Here is a 21,183-nt window from a genome sequence, read left to right as displayed (position 1 = left end):
GGCTGACTCGGCGGGAGTCCTGCTGTCAGCCGCCGACGCTCCGTGACCGCGCACTCGAGTCCGGCCCGAAGTCGCGGGGAGGCGGACCAGTGGTTTCGCGGCCGTCGTTGATGACGACCGGTAAACACGTCTGGACGAAGTCGGCGCCGAATTCGGTGAGCAGGATGCTGCGGTAGCTCACCTTCGTACCGAAACCGGGGCGCTTCAACGCCTCCCGCACCTGCTCCTGGGCTTCGATGACCTGGTAGCGGTGCGGGTTGCCGACGGGTTCGCGGGTGGACTCGATGAGCCCGAGCCTGCGCAGGTTGGGCAGGTACTGCGGCACCCGGTTCGGAAACCGCAGGCCGGCGTGGTCGCCCAGCATCGTCAGTCCACTGATCAACCGCTCGCCACCGAACGCCCGCTGCCGCCCGGTGCGCACATCGATGGCGGGCTGCGGCCCGTCGACGTGCAGGAAGCGCAGGATCCGTGCCTCGTCCGGCGTGATCTCGGCGAGAATCCCGGGATAGGCCGGATGGGTGTCGGGCTGTGCGGCGGTGGTGCTGGCGGACAGGCGCAGCAGTTCGGCGCCCTGCTCACGCAGAGTCGGCGTGCCGTCCTCGTGGTGGTGTTCGGCGCCCGTCGGCAGGCCGAGGGCGTGCCGGAGCCGGTCGCGCACTTCGGTTTCCGCTTCGGCGAGCACCTCGTTGGGCGGGTTGCCCGCCATGCTGCCGCGCAACACCGTGACGGTCACCCCGAGCGCGGTGTCCAGGGTCCACAGCGTCATTCCCGAGGCGGCGGTCAGCGCGACGCGCGCCACCCCGGTCGCAGCCCGAACCGTGCGCACCGGTGAGACGGGCAGCAGGCCACGCCTGTCGTGGGATACCTCGAGCGGCGGTACCGATCGTCGCACCATGTCGGTGGACGGGGTCCCGTCGTCTACATCCATGTCGTCGCTACTCCTGTTCCGAAGACCAGGATGTGAGCGTATCCGGCGAGCAGTCCCAGCGCGCCGCCATGGACAAAAAGCAACCATTCGTCCTGTTTGATCGCCGAGCGCAGCATGTCCACGAAGTCATGGGGAGAAAGTGCGGACATTTGCCGGGCGATGTAATCGTTGACCTGCCTGCTCTGCTGAGCATTGAACGCGGGGTCGGCGAACGCCATGGGCGCGATCGTCATGGCTTGCGTGGTGAGAGTTGTTTGCAGCGAGTCGTATTCGCGGCTGCCGAGCATGAATTTCACCGCGGGCCGCGCGGGCCCGAGCGCACGGTCGGCGGCCGGGCGCAGGGTGTCCTCGAGCATCTGCAGGGTCCGGTCCGAGCGCGGTCCGTTGAGCAGTTCGTCGCCGATGTTGGCCACCGTGACGACCTCGGTGGACACCAATGCCGCGTAACCCGCGGTGATTTCGGGCTGGCGCTTGATCAGCAAACCCTGCCGCCACGGGCACCACCACTTCGGTGTGGCGGGCGCGAAGATCATGTTGATCCCGATCCAGTTCACCACCCAGCCGATGATGATCCCGCCGACCGGCAGCACGACCAGCGCCGAGAGCCCGGTGGTGTGCAGTGCCAGCACCAGCAGCAGGCCGCAGGGTGCGCCGAAGTAGAAGCCGAAGTTCTGCATGAACCGAAGCTCTTTGGCGCCGAGCACCTGGAACAGCTGGTTGAGCAATTGTGGTCGGGCCTGGAAGTAGCGGATCACCATCTGCTTCACATCGAGCAGTTGATCGATATTGGCGCCGAGTTCCATGGTGAGGTCGCGCAGGATCTCCGGCAGTTGCGAACGCACCCGCTGATGGATCATCTCCCTGACTTGAACAGGCAGGTTGTACCAGAGCTGTGGATGCTCGCGGCGCAAGATCACCTCGACGATGTCGCGGATCTGCGCGTCGGCCACCTCGGCCAGATGTTCGGCCAGCTTCTCCGGGTCGAGCTCGCGATAGAAGTCGGCGACGCTGCCCAGCTTGGACAGGCCCTTGTCGACCGCGATGCTGGCCATCTTGTCGGCACGCGAGGGCACGATGCCCTGCCAGCCGATCCGGCCGTCATAGCTGAGCAGCGGCAATACCTGGATCCGCTTGGGCAGATAAGGGAAGACCGCGCGCAGACCGGGCAGTCGGAATCCGTGGAATTTGATCGGCTGGAACAGCATGAGAATGCCGGACCAGTTGGTTATGTAACCGATAATTCCTGTGAAAAGAGGAATGGTCAGAATTTCTAGCAGGAGTGTCGGGTGTAACCCGAACACACTCTCCAACACGACACGCCCTCCTGCCGATACCCGGTGACCACCGCCTCACCGAGAACCAAAAATTTATCACCCCCGCGGCGAGGTGACCCTACTGTGAGATGAGGAACTGGGTCCATTCGTCGTGTGTCAGGCCACAGGGTAGTGTCTGAGACATCAGTCACAGAACCTGTCCCGAATGACGTACTCGTCTTGGCGAGTCGGACACAATGACCACCACCACCTTTCGTGACAGGCCACAAATACCGTGCAGAGGGGACGCGCGGTAGGTGGTGGCACTGTTCACATGGCGAGACTTCGGAGTAGGACGTGACAGACGACAGGACCGGACAGGACCTGGCCCGTGCCGGTACCCGCGCCGTCGAGCGCAGCTCGGACGTCGAGCAGCGACAGATCAGTAATGAAGCACGGCTGATCCGTGGCGTCTTCCGCGCCGCCGGATTGGCCGCCGGTACCGCGGTGCGCGGCAGCCAATGGGCTGTCGGCACCACCTACGAGGTCACCAAGGAGCTGGCGCAGGCGGCGCTGGACGGCGAATCCTCCGCCGATATCGCCGAGCGCACCGGCAATGCCCTGCGCTCCATCGCGCGCAGCGCACTCGGCGTCACCGAGGGGTCGGTGCGCGAGATCGTCAGCTATGTGCCGACGCCGAACGGCTCGTCGCAGCAGGCCATCACCGTCGGCCCGTACCTGCGCTCGGCCACTACCGATGACCTGCGGCGACGCGGCGACGCGCTGTTGGCCCGTTCGGCCGACGTGTACTTCACCGAGGACGTGCACCCGGCCTACGACCGCATCCTCGACGAGGTCGCTCCCGACGAGGCCCGCATCCTGCGATTCATGGCCCTCAACGGTCCGCAGCCCTCGGTCGACGTGCGCACCAACCGCCCGCTCGGCATCGGCTCGGAGCTGGTGCAGGGCGACCTCACCTCGGTCCCCGAACAGGCGGGCGTGCGCTACCCGGACCGCGCTCGGTCCTACCTGATCAATCTCAACCGTCTCGGCCTCACGCTCACCTCCGACGATCCGGTGGTGCTGAGCCGGTACATGGTGCTGGAAGTGCAGCCCGTCGTGGAACACGCGCTCAAGAAGGCGGGCCGCGCGCCCAAGATCGTGCGCAAGAGCCTGCGTCTGTCGGAATTCGGCGAGGATTTCTGCCGCACCTGCTTCACCATCGGGTAGCTCAGACAGCCGGGCAGGCCGGCGCCGGAGGTCACACTCCGGTTTCGGCAGTGATAGCGATCTGATACAGAACGGGCGGCGAGCCGTTTCTGGTGGGATCGTGGAGAAATGGAGCAGGGCCCGGAATCACCGAACGTGCACGTCGACGAACCTGTCGCGGCCGCGTGGGCAGGGCCTGCGCCGGTGCTGCCCGGCGAGGACGAGCCGTTGGTCGCCGGGGCGGACTCGGGGGAGGCATGGATGGTGACAGCGCCGTCGGACGACGACGAACAGCCCGCACCCATCGAGCGCCCGCCGGACGACCCCGACGATCGCATCGCGATCAGCAGGCTGAAATACCGCTATCTGCGCAGCCTGGACACCAAGTCGTGGGACGAGTTCGCCGATACCCTGGTTCCCGAGGCGACCGCCACCTATAGCGAGTATCTGCAGTTCGAGTCGCGCGAGGCCTTCCTGGCCTTCCTGCGCAACACCCTCGGACCGCACGTGATCACCGAGCATCGCTGCGACCACCCCGAGATCGATGTCGACGGCGACACCGCCTCCGGCACCTGGTATCTGGCCGACACGGTGATCATTCCCGAACACAACATGTGTCTGCGCGGCGCGGCCTTCTATACCGACAGCTATGTGCGCTGCGAGGACGGGCACTGGCGCATCTCGCACACCGGGTACGAGCGCACCTACGAAGTAGTGCTCTCGCTCAGCGATCTGCCCAGCCTGCGGCTCACCGCGAGCCGCTGGGGAATGATCGCCCAGGAGAACCACATCTCCTCGGTGGAACGCAATCCCGGGCCTGCCGCCTGAACCTCCGGCCCAGACAGCGTCAGTCCGCGGTCGCGACCAGCGGTTCCAGCGTGAGTTTCGGGTGTTCCTTCTCGATGTACTGCAGCCGCCACTTGTCGCTGAACAGCGCCAGGATCACGCCGTCGGTGCGGGTGAACACCTCGACCCCGCGCTGGCGATCCAGTTCGGGCGCCGACTCCGCGTCGGTGCGCCGTGCCAGCGTGAAGGGCAGGAAATCCAGCTGGGTCTCGACGTTGAACTCGCCCTGCATCCGTGCGGTGACCACCTCGAACTGCATCGGACCGACCGCGGCCAGCACCGGGGTGGCGTCACCGCGCGCGTCGTTGCGCAGCACCTGCACCACGCCCTCGGAATCGAGCTGGTCGATGGCCTTGCGGAACTGCTTGTACTTGCCCGCGCTCTGCGCGCGCAGCGTCGCGAAATGCTCGGGGGCGAAGCTCGGGATCGGTGGGTACTCCACCTTCTTCTCGACGAACAACGTGTGACCCGGCGCGAGCGCGGTGGCGTTGACCAGGCCGACCACATCGCCGGGGTAGGCCGTGTCGACCGTGGTGCGCTCGCGGCCGAAGACCGTCAGCGCGTATTTGGTGGCGAACGGGCGACCGGTCTGCGCGTGGGTCACCACCATGCCGCGCTCGAATTCGCCGGAGACGATCCGCATGAACGCCAACCGGTCGCGGTGGGCGGTGTCCATGCCCGCTTGCACCTTGAACACCACCGCGCTGAACGGGTCACCGGTCGTGCGTTCCTTGCCCGTCACGTCCTCGCGTGAGCCGGGCGCGGGCGCGAGCTGCACCAGCGTCTCGAGTAGTTGGCGCACACCGAAGTTCAGCATGGCCGAGGCGTAGATCACCGGCGAGGTCTGGCCCGCCAGGAACATCTCCTGATCGTGGTCCTGCCCGGTCGCCGAGAGCAGTTCGCTCTCTTCGGCCGCGGTCGTCCACGCCTCACCCTCGCGGGCTTCGGCTTCGTCGGCGGTCAGGTACTCCTCGGGTGCGATGGTCGCGCCACCGGCGGTGCGGGTGAAGTGGATGTACTCGGCGGCCTCGCCTTCCGGTCCGCGACGCAGCAGGCCGCGGAAATCGCCCGCGATGCCGACCGGCAGGAACAGCGGTGTGGGGGTGAGGCCGATCCGCTCGCTGATCTCGTCGAGCAGTTCGAGCGGGGCCTGACCCGGCCGGTCCCACTTGTTGATCACGGTGATCACCGGGATGCCGCGGTGGCGACACACCTGGAACAGCTTGAGCGTCTGTGGCTCGAGGCCCTTGGCCGCGTCGATCAGCATCACCGCCGCGTCGACGGCGGTGAGCACCCGGTAGGTGTCCTCGGAGAAATCGGAGTGGCCGGGGGTGTCGACGAGGTTGATCACATTGTCGATATCGGACCCGGCGGCGCGGTAGTTGAACTGCAGCGCGGTCGAACTGACCGAGATACCGCGCGCCTTCTCCATTTCCATCCAGTCCGACACCGTCGACTTGCGACCGGCCTTACCGTGGATGGCGCCCGCCTCGGAGATCATCCTGGCGTGCAGGGCCAGCGCTTCGGTGAGCGTCGACTTACCCGCGTCGGGGTGCGAGATCACGGCGAACGTGCGCCGACGGGCCACCTCGGCGGGTAACCCGCGGGGGGTGGGGGCGACGTTCTCTCCGGACTCGGACAAAGGGGAGCCTTTCGGTGGGGGCAGCCTTTCCAGGGTACGAGGGGCTGAAGGGGTGGTCACAGGGGGGATCAATTGTTCGGTAGTCCCAGGAGGTTTGACGCTGTGTTTTTTGGAGCGCTGGTGCGCTCGAGTCGCGGCCCCTGGGGGCCGCCGGTTAGCCACCGGGGCTTGCTCCTTCGTCGCGTACGCCCCGGCGGCTGACCGGCGACCCGGCCGCGACCGGCCACTTTGTGGCCGCTGCTCCCTATGGGTCGCAGGTGGGGGTTCGGAGTGCGGTCATGGCGGTTTCAGATCGCGGATTGCTATGCGGTATGGTTGGCGGGTTGTCTCGGCGAGGGTGAGTGCCCGTTTGGTGCGCACACCGTGATCGACGCGGCTCGGCTGAGTTTGTTTGGGCCGTCCTCGTTCGTTCTTTCGTCCGACGAGTAGACCTTGACCCCGGAGTTGGGTCACCCATGACCAGCCGTAGGAGCGCATTCAGTATGTCCGACGCCAATCTGATCGAAGCTGCCGTCCGCACCGAATTCGGTAAGGGTGCCGCCCGCCGCACCCGTCGCGACGGCAACGTGCCCGCCGTGCTGTACGGCCACCACGCCGAGCCGCAGCACCTGTCGCTGAACGCCAAGGCGTTCGCCGCGATCCTGCGCCTGCACGGCACCAACGCCATCCTGAACCTGCAGATCGACGGCCAGCCGCAGCTGGCGATGACCAAGTCGGTCGTCGTGCACCCGATCCGTCGCTACATCGAGCACGCCGACCTGCTGATCGTCAAGCGTGGCGAGCGCGTCACCACCGACGTCAACGTCGTCGTCACCGGCGAGGCCGCTTCCGGCACCCTGATCACCCAGGAAGCCAACACCCTGTCGATCGAGGCCGACGCGATGAAGCTCCCCGAGACCATCGAGGTTTCGGTCGAGGGCATCGAGGCGGGCACCCAGATCCTGGCCGGCTCCATCGCGCTGCCCGCCGGCGTCACCCTGGCCGGCGACCCGGAGTCGCTGATCGTCAACGTGATCGAAGCGCCGTCGGCCGCCAAGCTGGACGAAGAGGGCGAAGGCGCCGAGGCCGAGACCGCGGAGACCGCTCCCGAGTCCGAGTAAGACTGCGCTACGGTTCGGCCTGTGACCGAATCTTCCGGGCCCGCGCTCGTAGTCGGACTGGGTAACCCCGGCTCCGAGTACGAGCGCACCCGCCACAATGTGGGCTTCCTGGTCGCCGATGTGCTCGCCGAGCGCGTCGGCGGCCGTTTTGCCGTGCACAAGAAGTCCGGTGCCGATCTGCTCCAGGCGCGATTGGACGGGCGTCAGATCCTCATCGCGAAGCCGCGCACCTATATGAATCTGTCCGGGCGGCCGGTGGCCGCGCTGGCGAAGTTCTTCTCGGTGCCGGTGGACCAGGTGATCGTGATCCACGACGAGCTGGATCTGCCGTTCGGGACGCTCAAGCTCAAGCAGGGCGGCGGCGAGGGTGGTCACAACGGGCTGCGGTCTATCTCGCAGGCGTTGACCACCAAGGAATATCTGCGGACCAGGATCGGGATCGGGCGCCCGCCCGGTCGACAGGATCCGGCCGACTACGTCCTCAAGCCCTTCGCCGCGCCGGAGCGCAAAGAGGTTCCGGTGATCGTGGAGCAGGCCGCCGACGCGGTGGAGCTGCTGTTGAAGGTCGGGCTGGAAGCAGCCCAGAACAACCTGCATTGAGACACTCGGCGCGCCAAGGCACTTGGCGCGCCGAGTTCGTTCTCAGCGCAGGTGCACCGCGGTGGCCGAGCGGCGGAGTTTGCCCGAGGAGGTCTTCGGGAGAGCTCCGGGGCCGAGCACGGCCACGGTGCGCGGGCGCGAGCCCACTTCGGCGAAGACCTCGTGGACGATCTCGCGCTCGATGCGCTTCACCTCGTCGGCCTCCTGGTAGTCGTTGGATTCGACCACCACCGCGAAGCTTTCGCGTTTCTCCCCCGCGTCGAGGCGCACCGCGACCGCGTTGCCGGGGCGCACGCCCGGTACGCGCAGTGCGGCTCGTTCGATGTCGGTGGGGTAGATGTTGCGCCCGCCCATGATGATGACGTCCTTCATGCGCCCACATACCACCATCAGGCCGTCTTCGGTGAAGTAGCCGATATCGCCGGTGTCGAGCCAGCCGTCGGCGTCCTTGGCGGGGCGGAAGCCGTCGACGGTGACATAGCCCGAAGTGACAGCGGGGCCGCGCAATTCGATGACGCCGACCGAGCGGACCGGCAGCGGCTGACGTTCGGCGTCGACGACGCGCCCCTCCAGATCGTCGACCAGGTGCCCCAGCGTGGGCAGCCTGCGCGGGGTGCCGTGGTGGCCGTCCTCGGCGATCGGTACCGCCTTGCCGACGACCTCGAGCAGGTCGGCATCGATCACGTCGAGCACCTGCCCGTTGCCGGGGTCGGGAATCGATACGGCCAGGGTGGTCTCGGCCATGCCGTACACCGGCGTGAGTGCCATCGGGCTGAGCCCGAACTGGTCGCCCGCCGCCGCGAGGGCGATCATGGTGTCGGGGTCGACCGGTTCGGCGCCGTTCCACATGTAACGCACGCTGGACAGGTCCAGGGAGCCCGGTTCGGCCTGACGCAGGCGCCGGGCCAGCAGGGAGTACGCGAAATTCGGCGCGGCGGTGACAGTTCCGCGATACTTGTCGATCAGCTCGGCCCACAGCAGTGGCCTGGCAAGGAAGTCCAGTGGCGTCACGCACACCACCTCGGCGCCGAATTGCATAGGTACGCTAAGGAATCCGACCATCCCCATGTCGTGGAACAGCGGCAGCCAGCTGATCATCACGTCGTCGTCGAGCTGGAATTTGACCCGGTTGAACATCGCGTACGCGTTGGTGTTGAAGTTGCCGTGGGTGATCCGGACGGCCTTGGGGGATCCGGTCGAACCGGACGTCAACTGCTGCAACGCGATATCGCCCTCGGTGGTCGGCACCGGATCGGTATCGGCACCTCGGTGCAGGTCCTCGACCGGCACCACGATGATTCCGCGTTCCCGCAGCACCGGTTCGGCCGCCGCGAACGGCGCGCCGAGTACGACAGCCTTCGCGTCGATCATGTGCAGCACCGTTTCGGTGTCACGCACCCAGACCGCGAGGTCGGTGCGTGGCGTCGGTTGATGCAACATGGTGATGGAAGCGCCACGCATCCAGATGGCCTGGCAGGCAGGCGCGATGTCGACCGGCAGGCCGGCCAGCACGCCGACGGCGTCGCCGTGCCCGATCCCGGCGTCCGCGAGACCACCCGCCATCCGCCGCGCCTGCCTATGAATGTCCCCCCAGGTCTGCCGCAGTGGTGCCTCCGGCTCTCCGGTGACCAGCCCCTTGGAGCTGGTCAACGCTGTGCCAAACATTTCGTCGGTGAACCTGCTCAACGTCGGTCTCCCTTTACGCCAACGATCGGTTACGGCCGTGCTCTGCACTCCCAACAAGAAATCCCGCCCCGCCCCACGCGTGTTAACCCGGGCTGACGCCCCAGCACCCCTGCTGTTGCGCCCTAGCCAGCGAAGGTGGCTGCGTAGCGGTCTACGTATGGTCTACCCGATAGCGTGGCAATTTCCCGCATCAGCAGGTCGGTTGCCGCTCTGACCTGGGCGTGATGAACAGCTGTGGGATAGTGCCGCGCGGGGTGGACGGTGATGCGTACCTTGGTGAAACGCAACAGTTTCCGACCGCGAGGATTCATGCGATCGGTACCGTCCAGGACCACGGGCACCACTGGTGCCCCGGTGGCCATGGCAACGCGCAGCGCCCCGGTGCGACCACGATAGACCCTGCCATCCCGTGACCGTGTGCCCTCCGGGTGAATTGCCCAGGCGCCGCCGCCGTCGAGGATCGCGGTGGCCGCCGCGAGCGCGTCGGCGGCCGCGTCGCCGCCGGTGCGGTCCACCGGTACCTGGCCCGCGGCGGTGAAGAACCAGCGTTTGCATCGCCCACGCAACCCCGTGCCGGCGAAGTACTCCTGCTTCGCCAGGAACGTGAGCGGCCGCGGGATCACCAGGGCCAGGTAGAGCGAGTCGATGAAGGCCAGGTGATTGGCCGCGATGATCACCGGGCCGGTGCGTGGAATGTGCTCCAGCCCTTCGACGTGCGGGCGGCCGAGCAGGCGCAGCGCCGGGCCGATGAGGACGTATTTGCACAGCAGGTACCACATGGGCAGACCCTTCGTAGACGGTGTCTACGCAGACTAGTAGACACTGTCTACGCAGGCGACCGCGAAGGTCTGTGAACGGGTGTGCAGAATTGCCGGTATGCCTGAATCGTTGCGCGAGCGCCTGGTCGACGTCGGTGTCGATCTGCTCGAAACCGACGGCTTCGGCGCACTCGGGCTGCGTGCGATCGCGCGGGCCGCCGGCGTCTCCCACGGCGCGCCGCGGCGGTGGTTTCCCACGCACGCGGCGCTGCTCGCGGCGATCGCGGCGCGCGGATTCGGGGAGCTGATCGAGCGGTTCTCGATGCTCGACACGATCGACGACCCGCGTGAACGGTTACGCCGAATGGCCGTTGACTATGTGGATTTCGCGGTGTCGCGGCCCGAGATGTTCACGCTGATGTTCCGCCACGATCTGCTGGCGGGCTCCGGCGAGAATCTGCGGGCGACGACGCGGCCGCTGTACGGGCAGGTGGTGGAGTTGGTCGCGGCGGTGGCGCCGGAGTCGGCGCCGCAGCGCGCGCTGGCCCTGTGGACCAATGTGCACGGTTTGGCGACGATCGCCGTCAACCGGACGCTGGAGATCGTTGCCCCCGACCAGGATCCGCGGGTGCTCGTGGACCGGATCGTCCGCGAGCACCTCGCGGGACTCAGCGGGTGAGGTCGGCCAGCGTCGCGACGAAGCGGTCCAGGTCGGCCGGGCTGACGAAATAGTGCGGGGAGGCCCGCAGCACGGCGGGCAGGGTGCGCTCGGACATGTCGAGCAGGGTGGAGCCCGCGTGACTGACGGTGACGGTGATCGCGTGCTCGGCGAGCCGATCGCGCAGCTGTTCGGGATCGTGGCCGTCGGCGGTGAACGAGACGAGGCCGCTGTGCTCGGTGCCCAGATCGCGCACGGTCACGCCGGGCAGTTCCGGCAGGGTCTTGCGCAGGTACTCGGCGCGGGTGGCCACGGCCGCGTAGACCTCGTCGGAGCCCTGCTCGAGCAGGTAGTCGACGGCGGCGCCGAGACCGAGGCGGGCGGCGACACCGCACTCCCAGAATTCGAACCGGGCCGCGTCGTCGGCCAGACGATATTCGCCGGGGCTCACCCACGCGGCACTGTGCAGGTCGAGGCGGGCCGGTTCCATGGTCTGCGCCAATTCGGAACGGACATACAGGAACCCGGTGCCCCGGGGGCCGCGCAACCACTTTCGACCGGTCGTCGACATGGCGTCGACCCCGAGTTCGATGACGTCGATGGGCAGCTGGCCGGTCGACTGGCAGGCGTCGAGCAGTACCAGCGCACCGGCTTCGTGGGCGATTCGGGTGGCTTCGGCGACCGGGTTCACGAGGCCGCCGTTGGTCGGGGCGTGTTGCAGCGAAACCAGCCGCACGCGTTCGTCGAGCATGTCGGCGAGCGCGTCGGTGTCGAGGCGGCCGGTGTCGTCGCTGGGAATGCGCTCGACCACCGCACCGGTGTGCTTCGCGCGCTGGAGTGCGGCGATCGCGTTGCTGGCGTAGTCGGCGCCGGAGATCAGGATCCGGTCACCGGGCCGCAGTGGTACCGAATAGGCGAAATCGGCCCATGACCGGGACGCACTGTCGCTGAGGGCGATGGTGCCGGGCGTAGCGCCGATGAGCGTCGCGATCGAGGTCTTCACCGCGGCGAGATCGTCCAGACGCTCATTAGCCGCCCGATAGCCACCGATCTCCGCTTCGCGGTGTAAATGGGTGATCATCGTGTCGAGGACGATCTTCGGCGGCAGCGACGATCCGGCGCTGTCGAGGAAGACCTGACCGTTGGCAAGTCCTGCGGTGTCGGCTCTGATCGCGGCGAGGTCAAGCATGGTGACGACGATAGCGCCCCGAGTCGTTCCCCTTTTGGTCACTTTTTCTGTCGGTGGACCTCGCTACTCTGGAATGAGCGAAACGCAGGTTCCCCGGCAGCACGCAGCACGTGGAGGTTGGTATGGCGGTCACCCTGGAACGTTCGTCGTGGCCCGATTATGCCCCCGACCAGGGCGAAATGTCGTCGAGGGCGGCGGCCGAAGCCTATGTCGGCGGCGTCTGTTTCAAGCTCGGTCCACCTGCGCTGATCGGCGCCGAACTGGAGTGGCTCACCGCTGGTCCCACCGGTTCGCGGCCCTCGCTCGACCAGCTGGCAGCGGCCCTCGGGCCGCATGCACCGACCTCCCTCGCCCCCGCTTCCGCCGCGGTTCCCCTGCCCGGCGGGAGCCTGGTCACCGTCGAACCCGGTGGTCAGATAGAACTTTCCAGCGCACCGTTCGCTGATCCGGCCGCGCTGACGCAGCATCTACGCGCTGATGCGGCCCGTTTGCGGGACCTGCTCGCCGCCCAGGAGATCAGTATCTTCGCCGCCGCCGCCGATGCGGGCCGTCCCGCCGAGCGCCTGCTCCGTTTGCCCCGCTACGCGGCGATGGAACGTCATTTCGACGGCGTCGGCCCCTTCGGCACCCTCATGATGTGCAACACCGCCGCCACGCAGGTCAGCGTGGACGCGGGCGCCGATCCCGCCGAGGTGCGGGCGCGCTGGACCGCCCTCTACGTCCTCGGCCCCACCCTCATCGCCGCCTTCGCCTGCTCACCGCGCCTGCACGGCGTACCACGCGGCGACTGGGCGTCTCAGCGAATGCGCACCTGGTTGCGCCTCGACCCTGCCCGTTCCAGACCCCCGGTGGCCGACTGGGCGGACCCGATCACCTCGTATGCCCACTGGGCTCTCGACGTGCCGCTGCTGTGTGTGCGCTGCACCGATGTCGATGCCGACTGGTCCCCGCCTCCCGGCGCCACCTTCGCCGATTGGCTGTCGGGCGCCCTCGACGACGAAGTGGGCCGCCGCCCGACCCGCGCCGATCTGGACTACCACCTGACCACCCTCTTTCCCCCGGTCCGAGCATCCGGTCACCTCGAGGTCCGCTACCTCGACACCCAGCCCGGTGAAGCGTGGACCACCCCGATCCACCTGTTCGACGCGCTGCTGTCGACCCCCGCTGTCGTCGCCGAGGCGACAGCCCTCGCCGCGCCCACCGCGGGGGAGTGGTTGACGTCGGCGCGTTGCGGCCTGCTCGACCCACACTTGCGCCGCGCTGCGGTAGACGTGCTCGACCTGGCCGCCGCGCATGCGCGAACACCCTCCGCTGCCGCGGAATTGGCCGCCGCGGCCCGCCGATGTAGTGCGGGCCGCAGTCCACTCGCCGAGGTCGACTCGGCACGCAACGGCGCGGGCGGGTCGTGATGATCTCGCCGGCGGCGCGTGGTCGGCATGCCGCTGTCCTTCTGTCCGAAGTCGTTGTCGACCTGCCTGTTTCGGAGCTCTCGTGACTCTTTCCGCCCCCGCCGACCACAGTGACCGCGACCGGACGCGTGCCCGCATCGCCGAGGTCCTGTCGCGTGCTCGCCGCCGCACCGCCCTGCTCACCGAGAGCGTGGACGAAGCCGATCTCGTCGCGCAGCATTCGCCGCTGATGTCGCCGCTGGTCTGGGACCTGGCGCATATCGGGAACCAGGAAGAGCTGTGGCTGGTGCGCGATGTCGGAGGCCGCGACGCGGTGCGGGCCGATATCGACGAGCTCTACGATGCGTTCAAGCACGCCAGGTCGAACCGGCCCGCGTTGCCGCTGCTCAACCCCGAGCAGGCGCGCGGCTACGTCGGCTCGGTGCGCGAAAAGGTCCTCGACGTCCTCGATTCCAGTGATCTGGCCGGTAATCCGCTGGTGGACAACGGTTTCGCGTTCGGCATGATCGCTCAGCACGAACAGCAGCACGACGAGACCATGCTCGCCACCCATCAATTGCGAATCGGCGCGCCGGTCCTGTCGGCGCCGCCCGCTCCGGTCGCCCAGGCGTCGGCAGGTGGCGAAATCATCCTTCCCGCAGGTGAATTCCTGATGGGGACCTCGGCCGATCCCTGGGCGCTGGACAACGAACGCCCCGCCCATCCGGTGCACGTCGGCGGCTTCGCGATCGATGTCGCGCCGGTGACCAACGGGCAGTTTCTCGCCTTCCTCGACGACGGGGGCTACGACCGGTCCGAGCTGTGGTCGGAGCGCGGCTGGGCGCACCGCGGGGAGGCAGGCTTGGTCGCTCCGCAGTTCTGGGAGCGCGACGGTGACGGGTGGACGCGCACGGCATTCGGCGTCCGCACCCCGCTGCGGCTCGATCAGCCGGTGGTGCATGTGTGCTGGTTCGAGGCCGAGGCCTACGCGCGGTGGGCGGGCAAGCGCTTGCCGACCGAGGCCGAATGGGAGAAGGCGGCCCGCTTCGACCCGGAAACCGGTGCGTCGCGGCGCTATCCGTGGGGCGAGGACCAACCGGACGCGCACCTGGCCAATCTCGGCCAGCGACATTTGGAACCAGCCGAGATCGGCGCCTATCCGGCCGGTGCGTCGGCCACCGGCGTGCACCAGCTCATCGGCGATGTCTGGGAATGGTGCTCCTCGGGTTTCGAGGCCTACCCCGGGTTCCGCGCGTTCCCCTACCGCGAATACTCGGAGGTCTTCTTCGGCGGTGACTACCGCATCCTGCGCGGCGGATCCTTCGGCACCGACGAGGTCGCCTGCCGTGCCACCTTCCGCAACTGGGATCACCCGATCCGGCGGCAGATCTTCGCAGGGTTCCGGCTCGCCCGAGATCTGCGCGAGGACGAACTCTGATGTGTAGGCACCTCGGTTACGTCGGCCCGCCGGTGGGGGTCGGCGAGCTGATTCTGCGCGGCCCCCACTCGCTCTACACCCAGTCCTGGGCGCCGGTCGACATGCGCGCGGGCGGCACCATCAACGCCGACGGCTTCGGCGTGGCCTGGTGGCGCCGCGCCGATGTGGGAACGGAGGGTGCCCGCGACGCGGTGACCCGCTACCGCAACCACGCCCCGATCTGGACCGACCCCGCCGTCGCCGAAGTGCTCGGGCAGCTCGAATCCCGGTCGGTCGTCGCCGCCGTCCGCTCGGCCACCGTCGGCATGCCGGTGGAGCGTTGCGCCTGCGCGCCCTTCACCGACGAACACTGGGCCTTCAGCCACAACGGCGTCGTGCCGGACTGGCGAACCACGCTCGTCGCCGTCGTCGCCGATCTGCGTGAAATCTGCACCACCGCAACGCTGTTCGATTCACCCGCGGTGCTGCTGCAGGCAGAGGCGCTCACCGATTCCGCCGCACTGTGGGTGCTGCTGCGCGGCCTGCTCGGGGAGATCGACCCCGCCGGTCCCGTCACTTCCCCGGCCGACGCCCTACAGCTGCTGGTCGCGACCGTTCTCCGGTATCAGCCGAGCGCTCGCCTGAACCTGTTGCTCGGCAACGGAATCCAGCTGTGGGGCACCACCTGCTGGCATGCGCTGTCGGTGCTCGTCACCGACGACTACGCCGTGCTCTCGTCCGAACCCTACGACGCGGACCCACGCTGGCAATCCGTCGTCGACCACCAACTGGTCACCGCCACACCCGGCCACTGCACCATCACCGCACTCGAACTCCCCGCTACCGAAAGGGTCCGTTCATGACCGCGCCGCTGCTGGACATTCACCTCACCGACGACGATCTCACCGCGGCCTTGCGCACCGACGCCCGCACCGGTCTCACCGCCGACCCGAAGTCGCTGCCGCCCAAGTGGTTCTACGACGCACGCGGGAGCGAGCTCTTCGAGCGGATCACCGAACTGCCCGAGTACTACCCGACCCGCACCGAGCGAGCCCTGCTCGAGCGGGTCGTCGGCGAGATCGCCGCGGCCGCTCGCGCCGAGGTGCTGGTGGAGCTCGGCTCGGGCTCCGCCGCCAAGACCCGTCTGCTGCTGGATGCGCTCACCGCCGAAGGTTCGCTGAAAACCTATGTTCCGCAGGATGTCTCGGCCTCAGCGCTACGCGGCGCGGCCGACGAGATCGCAGCCGAGTACCCGAACCTGTCCGTGCACGGCGTGGTCAGCGACTTCACCGACACCCTGCACAACCTGCCCCGCGGTGGCCGCCGCATGATCGCCTTCCTCGGCGGCACCATCGGCAACCTGGTCCCCGCCGAGCGCGCCGAATTCCTGGCGGGCATCAACGAGGTCCTCGAACCCGGCGAGCTGCTGCTGCTCGGCGCGGGCCTGGTCATCGACCCGGCGATCCTGGTCCCCGCCTACGACGACGCCGCGGGCGTCACCGCCGAATTCAACCGCAATGTCCTGCACGTCCTCAACCACCGTCTCGACGCCGATTTCGTCCCCGAGAAATTCGACCACGTCGCCCTCTGGGACGCCGAGAACGAGTGGATCGAAATGCGCCTGCGCGCCACCGAGGCGATGACGGCCACCGTCGCCGGTCTGAACCTCACCGTCGACTTCGCCGCGGGCGAAGAGATGCGCACCGAGATCTCCGCCAAGTTCCGCCCCGATTCCCTCGCCGCCGAACTGCACCGAGCCGGCTTCACCCCCACCCACACCTGGACCGACCCCGACAACCGCTTCATCTTGTCCCTGTCCGAACGCCGCTGAGTCCTGGCTCCGGGGCAGGCCGAGCGCGCCGGCGGTCAGGTCAGGAGGGCGGCAACCGAGCCGTCACGCAGCGGGGTGCGTCGGCGGTGATGTCATCGCGCGGGATGGGTGGTCAGAGGTCGAGTTCGTCGGCGAGGTATTCGCCGCTGGTGAGGTTCTCGTCGCCCTCCAGGTCTTTTTCGACGCCTTCCTCGCCGTTGACGGCGTCGTCGTCGAAGAGGGCGCCGTCGACATCGTCGTCGCCGACCACGCGCATCGCGCCTTCCTCGGCGGGGCGTTCGTCCTCTTCCATCGCCTCCCGGCTGGACCCGCGCTCGGTGTACTCCTCGGAGATTTCCTCGTTGATGCCGAGGAAGCCGTCGGCGTCGGCTTCGTGATTGCGGATCACATAGTCGGCGGGCGGGTCTTCCACATAGCGTTCGTATTCGACGATGTCGTCGGCTTGATCGTCGTCGCCCATGTCCATGTCCAACGGTTCACGGCTCATGGTCTCCAGTATCGGCCTCCGACGGCCGTCCGTCACGAACCACGCCCGGGCCGGGCGGTCGTCGGCTACGGGCGTCTGCCGCTGGTGTCCTCCGGGACGCCGTGGAGGACGGCGGCGAACCATTCGACGAGCGGGCGCAGGTCGTTCCAGGCGCGGCGGATCTCGGTGGCCGCGGCCGGGGTGGTGAGCCACTCCGGTGCGCCGAACTCGCGGTGCACGGTCAGGGACTTGTGACGCAGCAGGTCGATGCGTGGATGGTCGATGGCGTAGCCCTTCGGCTTGGTTTTGAGCTTGTCGCCGCCGAGGGTGAAACCGGCTGCCGTCGTCGCGGCCAGGATCTTCTCCAGTTCCGCGCCGCGCACCTCGTCGTCGATCGTGGCCCGCAGGACAGCCAAGGCGGTGGGCGAGGGCCGGAAGCAGCCGCCCGCGACGAACAATCCCGCCGCCCCGATCTGCACGTACCAGCCGACGCCGGGCGACACTCCCGCCACCGCGCCCTGGTGGGTTTTGTAGGGCAGTTTGTCGGCCGAGAATCGGACGTCACGGTAGGGCCGAAAGATCTTGGCCTGTCCGAATTCCGCCGCCAGTTCGGCGGCGAGCGCGACCATCGGTGCGCGCACGGCCTCGTCGTAGAGGTGTTTGTGCGCGTTCCAGAAGGCCTTCGAGTTGTCGGCCTCCAGGTCTTCGTAGAAGTCGAGTCCGGCGAGCGGGAATCCGGTGAAAGCGTCCATCGGTGCGGCGTTTCTCAGTTCTGTTCGGGGACGGGGGCGGCGTGGCGATCGAGCCGGCTACCCCTACCAGTATCGCCCGCCGAGGCTCACAGACCGCCGATCAGTGCCACGAACACGAGCACCAGAACCGCGGCCAACGCCGCGATGGCCCCGTTGGCGATCGCCGCCCACTTGCCCATCGGCTCACCCTTGGCATGTCCGACCAGCCCGAGCACGACTCCCGTCGGCGCGGTGACGAGCACCGGCAGCCCGCACAGCATCACCCCGCCGAGCACCGACGCCGCGACACAACAGAAGCTGATGATCGACCACACCGGCGTGCTGTCCCGGTAGCCATACCCCGGCGGAGGCGGCGACGGGAACTGCCCCGGGTATTGCGGCGCTCCGTAAGGAGCCCGACCAGGCGGCGGATAGCCCGAAGCGGGATATATCGGCGCGGCATTGCCGACAGCGGGATACCCGGGCGCGGGAAACATCGGCCCCGGCGGTGGCGGCGGGTACGGCGGCAACTCGACAGCCGGATTCGCGACCCCTGCCCAGGGCTGAGCGACGGGCGGTGGGGGATACGACGTCGCGTCGTCAGGGGTTACCGGATCGGCGATCCCACCCCATGGTTCCCCGCCCACCGGATCAGCCACTTCCGGCGCGTCCTGCACCCGCGGCACACCCTGATCCTTACCGAGTTCGACCCGCCGCTCCGGCTCAGTCCCCATGCCGCCCCCTATAACGTCCCGAATTACAGGACCACCATGCACCAAAGACCAGCCGGTGCGCCATTGTCCGAGGACAAACGCACCGACTGGTCTCGAGAGAACATGGGTAACTCACCGGGCACGAGCTAACCCTCAACCTCTGAAGGCTTGCCGCGTCCCCACCCCACCCCGCGCCTCAGTCTGGCCAAAAGTCGCGGGGAGGCGGTTAGGCGTTGCCGTTGAACAGGCCCGTGACCGAGCCGTTCTCGAAGACCTCGCGGATGGTGCGGGCCAGCAGCGGCGCGATCGACAGCACGGTCAGCGTCGGGAACTTCTTGTCCTCGCTGATCGGCAGCGTGTTGGTGATGACGACTTCCCTGGCGCCACAGTTGGCGAGGCGCTCGGCGGCCGGATCGCTGAGCACACCGTGGGTGGCCGCGATGATGACGTCGCCCGCGCCGGCTTCCTTGAGGACCTTCACCGCACCGGCGATGGTGCCACCGGTGTCGATCATGTCGTCGATCAGCACGCAGGTGCGGCCTTCGACGTCACCGACGACGCGGTTGGACTTCACCTGGTTGGGCACCAGCGGGTCGCGGGTCTTGTGGATGAACGCCAGCGGCGTGCCACCGAGCGCGTCGGCCCACTTCTCGGCGACCTTCACGCGGCCGGCGTCGGGGGAGACGACCGCGAGGTTGTCCGACGGGTAGTTGGTGCGGATGTAGTCCGACAGCTGCACCAGCGCGTGCATGTGATCGACGGGGCCGTCGAAGAAGCCCTGGATCTGGTCGGTGTGTAGGTCGACGCTGATGATGCGATCGGCGCCCGCGGTCTTGAGCAGGTCGGCGACCAGGCGGGCCGAGATCGGCTCGCGGCCGCGGTGCTTCTTGTCCTGGCGCGCGTACGGGTAGAACGGCAGCACCGCGGTGATCCGCTTGGCCGAACCGCGCTTGAGCGCGTCGATCATGATGAGCTGTTCCATCAGCCACTGGTTGAGCGGCGCGGGGAAGCTCTGCAGCACGAAGGCATCGGAACCGCGGACCGACTCCTCGAACCGGACGAAGATCTCACCGTTGGCGAAGTCACGCGCGGTCTGCGGGGTGATGTCGACGTCGAGTTCCTTGGCGACCTGCTCGGCCAGCTCAGGATGTGACCGGCCGGCGAAGAGCATCAAGTTCTTCTGGTTGTCGATCGAGAACGCGGTCACTGCTGGTTGCCATCCTTTTGCTCGATTGTCTTCGAAGACGTCTCGTCTGCCGCGATGGCTTCCGCCGCCGCGCGCGCCGCAGCGGTTCCTGGACGGTAGCGCTGCACCCAGTTTTCAAAAGTGCGCTGTGGCCCACCCGACACAGCAAGTGCACCCGGTGGAACGCTTCTGCGCAGTACAGTACCCGCACCCGTATAGGCGCCGTCACCCACGGTGACCGGCGCGATGAACATGGTGTCGCTACCTGTTCGCACATGGGAACCAACCACGGTGTGGTGCTTGTTCACTCCGTCATAGTTCACAAAAACGCTGGAAGCGCCGATGTTGCTGTGCTCGCCGATCGTCGCGTCGCCGACGTAGGTGAGGTGGGGCACCTTCGAGTGCGCGCCGATCGAGGCGTTCTTGGTCTCGACGAACGCGCCGAGTTTGCCTTCCTCGCCCACGACGGTGCCGGGGCGGAGGTAGCTGAACGGGCCGATGGACGCGCCGTCGCCGATCTGAGCGTGCGTTCCGTGCGTTCGGATCACACTCGCGCCGACTCCGACGAGCACGTCGGTGAGCGTGGTGTCGGGCCCGATCTCGGCGTCCTCGCCGATCTCGGTGCTGCCGAAGAGCTGGGTACCGGGCCGCAGCACGGCGTCGCGCCCGATCCGCACACTCGCGTCGATCCAGGTGGTCGCCGGGTCGATGATGGTGACGCCCGCGCGCATGTGGCGTTCGAGAATGTAGCGATTGAGGGTGGCGCCCGCCTGGGACAGCTGCACCCGGTCGTTCACGCCGGTGACCTTGTTCGAGTCGACCAGTCGCGCGCCGTGCACGGGGCGACCGGCCTCGCGGGCCAGTCGAAGCACGTCGGTGAGATAGAGCTCGTGCTGGGCGTTGGCGGTGGACAGCCGCCCGATCATGGTGCGCAGTACCGACGCGTCGAACGCGTAGACGCCGGAGTTGACCTCTTTGATCTTGGCCTGTTCGGGGGTGGCGTCGGCGTGCTCGACGATCTCGGCGAGCTGGCCGTCGTCGTCGCGCACGATCCGGCCGTAACCGTTGGCGTCGTCGGGCACGAAGGTCAGCACCGTCACGGCGGGCCGTTCGGCGTAGCTGCGGTGCTCGTCGAGCAGCGCGGACAGCGTGTGCCCGTCGAGCAGCGGCACATCGGCCGAGGTGACGAGAAGGTCGCCGTCGAAGTCCGCGGGGATCGAACCCAGTGCGCACTGCACCGCGTGTCCGGTTCCGAGCTGCTGCTCCTGCACCGCGCACACGATCTCACGGCCGAGTTCCTTACCCACGTCCGCGACGGCGGCTCCGACCTTGTCCCGGTCGTGCCCGACAACGGTGATCAGGTGGGTCGGATCGATCTCGACGGCGGCGTGCAGCGCGTGCGAGAGCATCGACCGTCCTGCTAACGGGTGCAGCACTTTCGGAGTCTTCGACCGCATTCGCGTTCCAGCACCTGCTGCGAGAACGACGACGGCGGTCTGCGGTGGCATGGATCTCCCTCGGCTGCCTGTCAGCGAGTGCTGTGGCGGGTTCGGTCGGTAGATGGTGCGGGCCGACGATACGT

Annotated in this window: 20 protein-coding genes; 9 read left to right on the top strand and 11 right to left on the bottom strand. The window is 67.7% G+C overall.

Features of this window, described 5'->3' with window-relative positions; translation table 11 throughout:
- Positions 1 to 25 precede the first annotated feature (25 nt).
- Positions 26 to 928, bottom strand: a complete 903-nt coding sequence (locus ACFQ9R_RS23155) for an Abi-alpha family protein (protein WP_378993201.1) — start codon at positions 926 to 928, stop codon at positions 26 to 28.
- On the bottom strand, positions 919 to 2,133 hold the full coding sequence (locus tag ACFQ9R_RS23150) for a hypothetical protein (RefSeq protein WP_378636028.1): 1,215 nt from the start codon (positions 2,131 to 2,133) through the stop codon (positions 919 to 921). The genes ACFQ9R_RS23155 and ACFQ9R_RS23150 overlap by 10 nt, the downstream gene beginning before the upstream one ends.
- A gap of 405 nt (positions 2,134 to 2,538) precedes the next feature.
- On the opposite strand from ACFQ9R_RS23150, the gene ACFQ9R_RS23145 reads away from it, so the two are divergent.
- Together ACFQ9R_RS23145 and ACFQ9R_RS23140 are read left to right on the top strand one after the other, a co-directional pair.
- On the top strand, positions 2,539 to 3,411 hold the full coding sequence (locus tag ACFQ9R_RS23145) for an Abi-alpha family protein (protein ID WP_378993200.1): 873 nt from the start codon (positions 2,539 to 2,541) through the stop codon (positions 3,409 to 3,411).
- A 240-nt stretch (positions 3,412 to 3,651) separates the two neighbouring features.
- On the top strand, positions 3,652 to 4,218 hold the full coding sequence (locus ACFQ9R_RS23140) for a nuclear transport factor 2 family protein (RefSeq protein ID WP_378993326.1): 567 nt from the start codon (positions 3,652 to 3,654) through the stop codon (positions 4,216 to 4,218).
- Between the two features lie 19 nt (positions 4,219 to 4,237).
- Here the strand turns inward: ACFQ9R_RS23140 and ACFQ9R_RS23135 are convergent, their stop codons facing one another.
- A complete protein-coding gene (locus tag ACFQ9R_RS23135) occupies positions 4,238 to 5,878 on the bottom strand; it encodes a peptide chain release factor 3 (protein ID WP_378636033.1) in 1,641 nt (546 codons plus the stop codon).
- 482 nt (positions 5,879 to 6,360) lie between these two features.
- Between ACFQ9R_RS23135 and ACFQ9R_RS23130 the strand changes: the two genes are divergently transcribed.
- Positions 6,361 to 6,978 carry a 50S ribosomal protein L25/general stress protein Ctc gene (locus tag ACFQ9R_RS23130; RefSeq protein WP_378993198.1) on the top strand — a complete coding sequence of 206 codons (618 nt, stop codon included), beginning with the start codon at positions 6,361 to 6,363 and terminating at the stop codon, positions 6,976 to 6,978.
- Between the two features lie 21 nt (positions 6,979 to 6,999).
- Positions 7,000 to 7,578, top strand: a complete 579-nt coding sequence (gene pth, locus ACFQ9R_RS23125) for an aminoacyl-tRNA hydrolase (protein ID WP_378993196.1) — start codon at positions 7,000 to 7,002, stop codon at positions 7,576 to 7,578.
- A 42-nt stretch (positions 7,579 to 7,620) separates the two neighbouring features.
- Here pth and ACFQ9R_RS23120 read toward each other — a convergent pair whose 3' ends face one another.
- Positions 7,621 to 9,264, bottom strand: coding sequence for a fatty acyl-AMP ligase (locus ACFQ9R_RS23120; RefSeq protein ID WP_378993194.1), 1,644 nt, complete (start codon positions 9,262 to 9,264; stop codon positions 7,621 to 7,623).
- Between the two features lie 122 nt (positions 9,265 to 9,386).
- Entirely contained in the window at positions 9,387 to 10,043 is a 657-nt protein-coding gene (locus ACFQ9R_RS23115) for a lysophospholipid acyltransferase family protein (protein ID WP_378993191.1), read from the bottom strand.
- A 97-nt stretch (positions 10,044 to 10,140) separates the two neighbouring features.
- On the opposite strand from ACFQ9R_RS23115, the gene ACFQ9R_RS23110 reads away from it, so the two are divergent.
- Complete coding sequence (locus tag ACFQ9R_RS23110) at positions 10,141 to 10,701, top strand: TetR/AcrR family transcriptional regulator (RefSeq protein WP_378993190.1); 561 nt, start codon at positions 10,141 to 10,143, stop codon at positions 10,699 to 10,701.
- On the opposite strand, the gene ACFQ9R_RS23105 is transcribed toward ACFQ9R_RS23110, so the two are convergent.
- Positions 10,691 to 11,869: an aminotransferase class V-fold PLP-dependent enzyme gene (locus tag ACFQ9R_RS23105; RefSeq protein WP_378993189.1), complete on the bottom strand. Its 1,179-nt coding sequence runs from the start codon at positions 11,867 to 11,869 to the stop codon at positions 10,691 to 10,693. The genes ACFQ9R_RS23110 and ACFQ9R_RS23105 overlap by 11 nt on opposite strands.
- Before the next feature lie 122 nt (positions 11,870 to 11,991).
- On the opposite strand from ACFQ9R_RS23105, the gene egtA reads away from it, so the two are divergent.
- The 4 genes from egtA to egtD all read left to right on the top strand — a co-directional run bounded on the left by egtA (position 11,992) and on the right by egtD (position 16,505).
- The gene (egtA, locus tag ACFQ9R_RS23100) at positions 11,992 to 13,278 is read left to right on the top strand and encodes an ergothioneine biosynthesis glutamate--cysteine ligase EgtA (RefSeq protein ID WP_378993187.1); all 1,287 of its coding nucleotides are present in this window, start codon (positions 11,992 to 11,994) and stop codon (positions 13,276 to 13,278) included.
- A gap of 82 nt (positions 13,279 to 13,360) precedes the next feature.
- Positions 13,361 to 14,695 (top strand): ergothioneine biosynthesis protein EgtB, encoded by a 1,335-nt coding sequence (egtB, locus tag ACFQ9R_RS23095; protein WP_378993185.1) that lies wholly within the window; start codon positions 13,361 to 13,363, stop codon positions 14,693 to 14,695.
- Positions 14,695 to 15,537: an ergothioneine biosynthesis protein EgtC gene (gene egtC / locus ACFQ9R_RS23090; protein WP_378993182.1), complete on the top strand. Its 843-nt coding sequence runs from the start codon at positions 14,695 to 14,697 to the stop codon at positions 15,535 to 15,537. The genes egtB and egtC overlap by 1 nt, the downstream gene beginning before the upstream one ends.
- Positions 15,534 to 16,505 (top strand): L-histidine N(alpha)-methyltransferase, encoded by a 972-nt coding sequence (gene egtD / locus ACFQ9R_RS23085; RefSeq protein ID WP_378993180.1) that lies wholly within the window; start codon positions 15,534 to 15,536, stop codon positions 16,503 to 16,505. Before egtC ends, egtD begins: the two co-directional genes overlap by 4 nt.
- A 112-nt stretch (positions 16,506 to 16,617) precedes the next feature.
- Here egtD and ACFQ9R_RS23080 read toward each other — a convergent pair whose 3' ends face one another.
- The 5 genes from ACFQ9R_RS23080 to glmU form a co-directional block, all read right to left on the bottom strand.
- Positions 16,618 to 16,992, bottom strand: a complete 375-nt coding sequence (locus ACFQ9R_RS23080) for a hypothetical protein (protein WP_378993177.1) — start codon at positions 16,990 to 16,992, stop codon at positions 16,618 to 16,620.
- A 65-nt stretch (positions 16,993 to 17,057) separates the two neighbouring features.
- Positions 17,058 to 17,723 (bottom strand): DUF2461 domain-containing protein, encoded by a 666-nt coding sequence (locus ACFQ9R_RS23075; protein WP_378993175.1) that lies wholly within the window; start codon positions 17,721 to 17,723, stop codon positions 17,058 to 17,060.
- 86 nt (positions 17,724 to 17,809) lie between these two features.
- Entirely contained in the window at positions 17,810 to 18,436 is a 627-nt protein-coding gene (locus tag ACFQ9R_RS23070) for a hypothetical protein (RefSeq protein ID WP_378993173.1), read from the bottom strand.
- A 205-nt stretch (positions 18,437 to 18,641) separates the two neighbouring features.
- Positions 18,642 to 19,622 (bottom strand): ribose-phosphate diphosphokinase, encoded by a 981-nt coding sequence (locus ACFQ9R_RS23065; protein ID WP_056813833.1) that lies wholly within the window; start codon positions 19,620 to 19,622, stop codon positions 18,642 to 18,644.
- Positions 19,619 to 21,109: a bifunctional UDP-N-acetylglucosamine diphosphorylase/glucosamine-1-phosphate N-acetyltransferase GlmU gene (gene glmU / locus ACFQ9R_RS23060; protein ID WP_378993172.1), complete on the bottom strand. Its 1,491-nt coding sequence runs from the start codon at positions 21,107 to 21,109 to the stop codon at positions 19,619 to 19,621. Before glmU ends, ACFQ9R_RS23065 begins: the two co-directional genes overlap by 4 nt.
- Positions 21,110 to 21,183 lie beyond the last annotated feature (74 nt).

The sequence above is a fragment of the Nocardia sp. NPDC056541 genome (assembly GCF_042794235.1).
In the GTDB taxonomy this organism is placed as follows: Bacteria; Actinomycetota; Actinomycetes; order Mycobacteriales; family Mycobacteriaceae; genus Nocardia.
This window is presented reverse-complemented; position numbering and strand designations above follow the sequence as displayed.

Excerpts from the sequence above, each read along its gene's own strand:
- ACFQ9R_RS23130 (WP_378993198.1), top strand. The coding sequence starts at position 6,361 with ATGTCCGACGCCAATCTGATCGAAGCTGCCGTCCGCACCGAATTCGGT.
- ACFQ9R_RS23075 (WP_378993175.1), bottom strand. The coding sequence starts at position 17,723 with ATGGACGCTTTCACCGGATTCCCGCTCGCCGGACTCGACTTCTACGAA.
- ACFQ9R_RS23110 (WP_378993190.1), top strand. The coding sequence starts at position 10,141 with ATGCCTGAATCGTTGCGCGAGCGCCTGGTCGACGTCGGTGTCGATCTG.
- glmU (WP_378993172.1), bottom strand. The coding sequence starts at position 21,109 with ATGCCACCGCAGACCGCCGTCGTCGTTCTCGCAGCAGGTGCTGGAACG.
- ACFQ9R_RS23155 (WP_378993201.1), bottom strand. The coding sequence starts at position 928 with ATGGATGTAGACGACGGGACCCCGTCCACCGACATGGTGCGACGATCG.
- ACFQ9R_RS23150 (WP_378636028.1), bottom strand. The coding sequence starts at position 2,133 with ATGCTGTTCCAGCCGATCAAATTCCACGGATTCCGACTGCCCGGTCTG.
- egtA (WP_378993187.1), top strand. The coding sequence starts at position 11,992 with ATGGCGGTCACCCTGGAACGTTCGTCGTGGCCCGATTATGCCCCCGAC.
- ACFQ9R_RS23070 (WP_378993173.1), bottom strand. The coding sequence starts at position 18,436 with ATGGGGACTGAGCCGGAGCGGCGGGTCGAACTCGGTAAGGATCAGGGT.
- ACFQ9R_RS23105 (WP_378993189.1), bottom strand. The coding sequence starts at position 11,869 with ATGCTTGACCTCGCCGCGATCAGAGCCGACACCGCAGGACTTGCCAAC.
- ACFQ9R_RS23140 (WP_378993326.1), top strand. The coding sequence starts at position 3,652 with ATGGTGACAGCGCCGTCGGACGACGACGAACAGCCCGCACCCATCGAG.
- egtC (WP_378993182.1), top strand. The coding sequence starts at position 14,695 with ATGTGTAGGCACCTCGGTTACGTCGGCCCGCCGGTGGGGGTCGGCGAG.
- ACFQ9R_RS23115 (WP_378993191.1), bottom strand. The coding sequence starts at position 10,043 with ATGTGGTACCTGCTGTGCAAATACGTCCTCATCGGCCCGGCGCTGCGC.
- egtD (WP_378993180.1), top strand. The coding sequence starts at position 15,534 with ATGACCGCGCCGCTGCTGGACATTCACCTCACCGACGACGATCTCACC.
- ACFQ9R_RS23080 (WP_378993177.1), bottom strand. The coding sequence starts at position 16,992 with ATGAGCCGTGAACCGTTGGACATGGACATGGGCGACGACGATCAAGCC.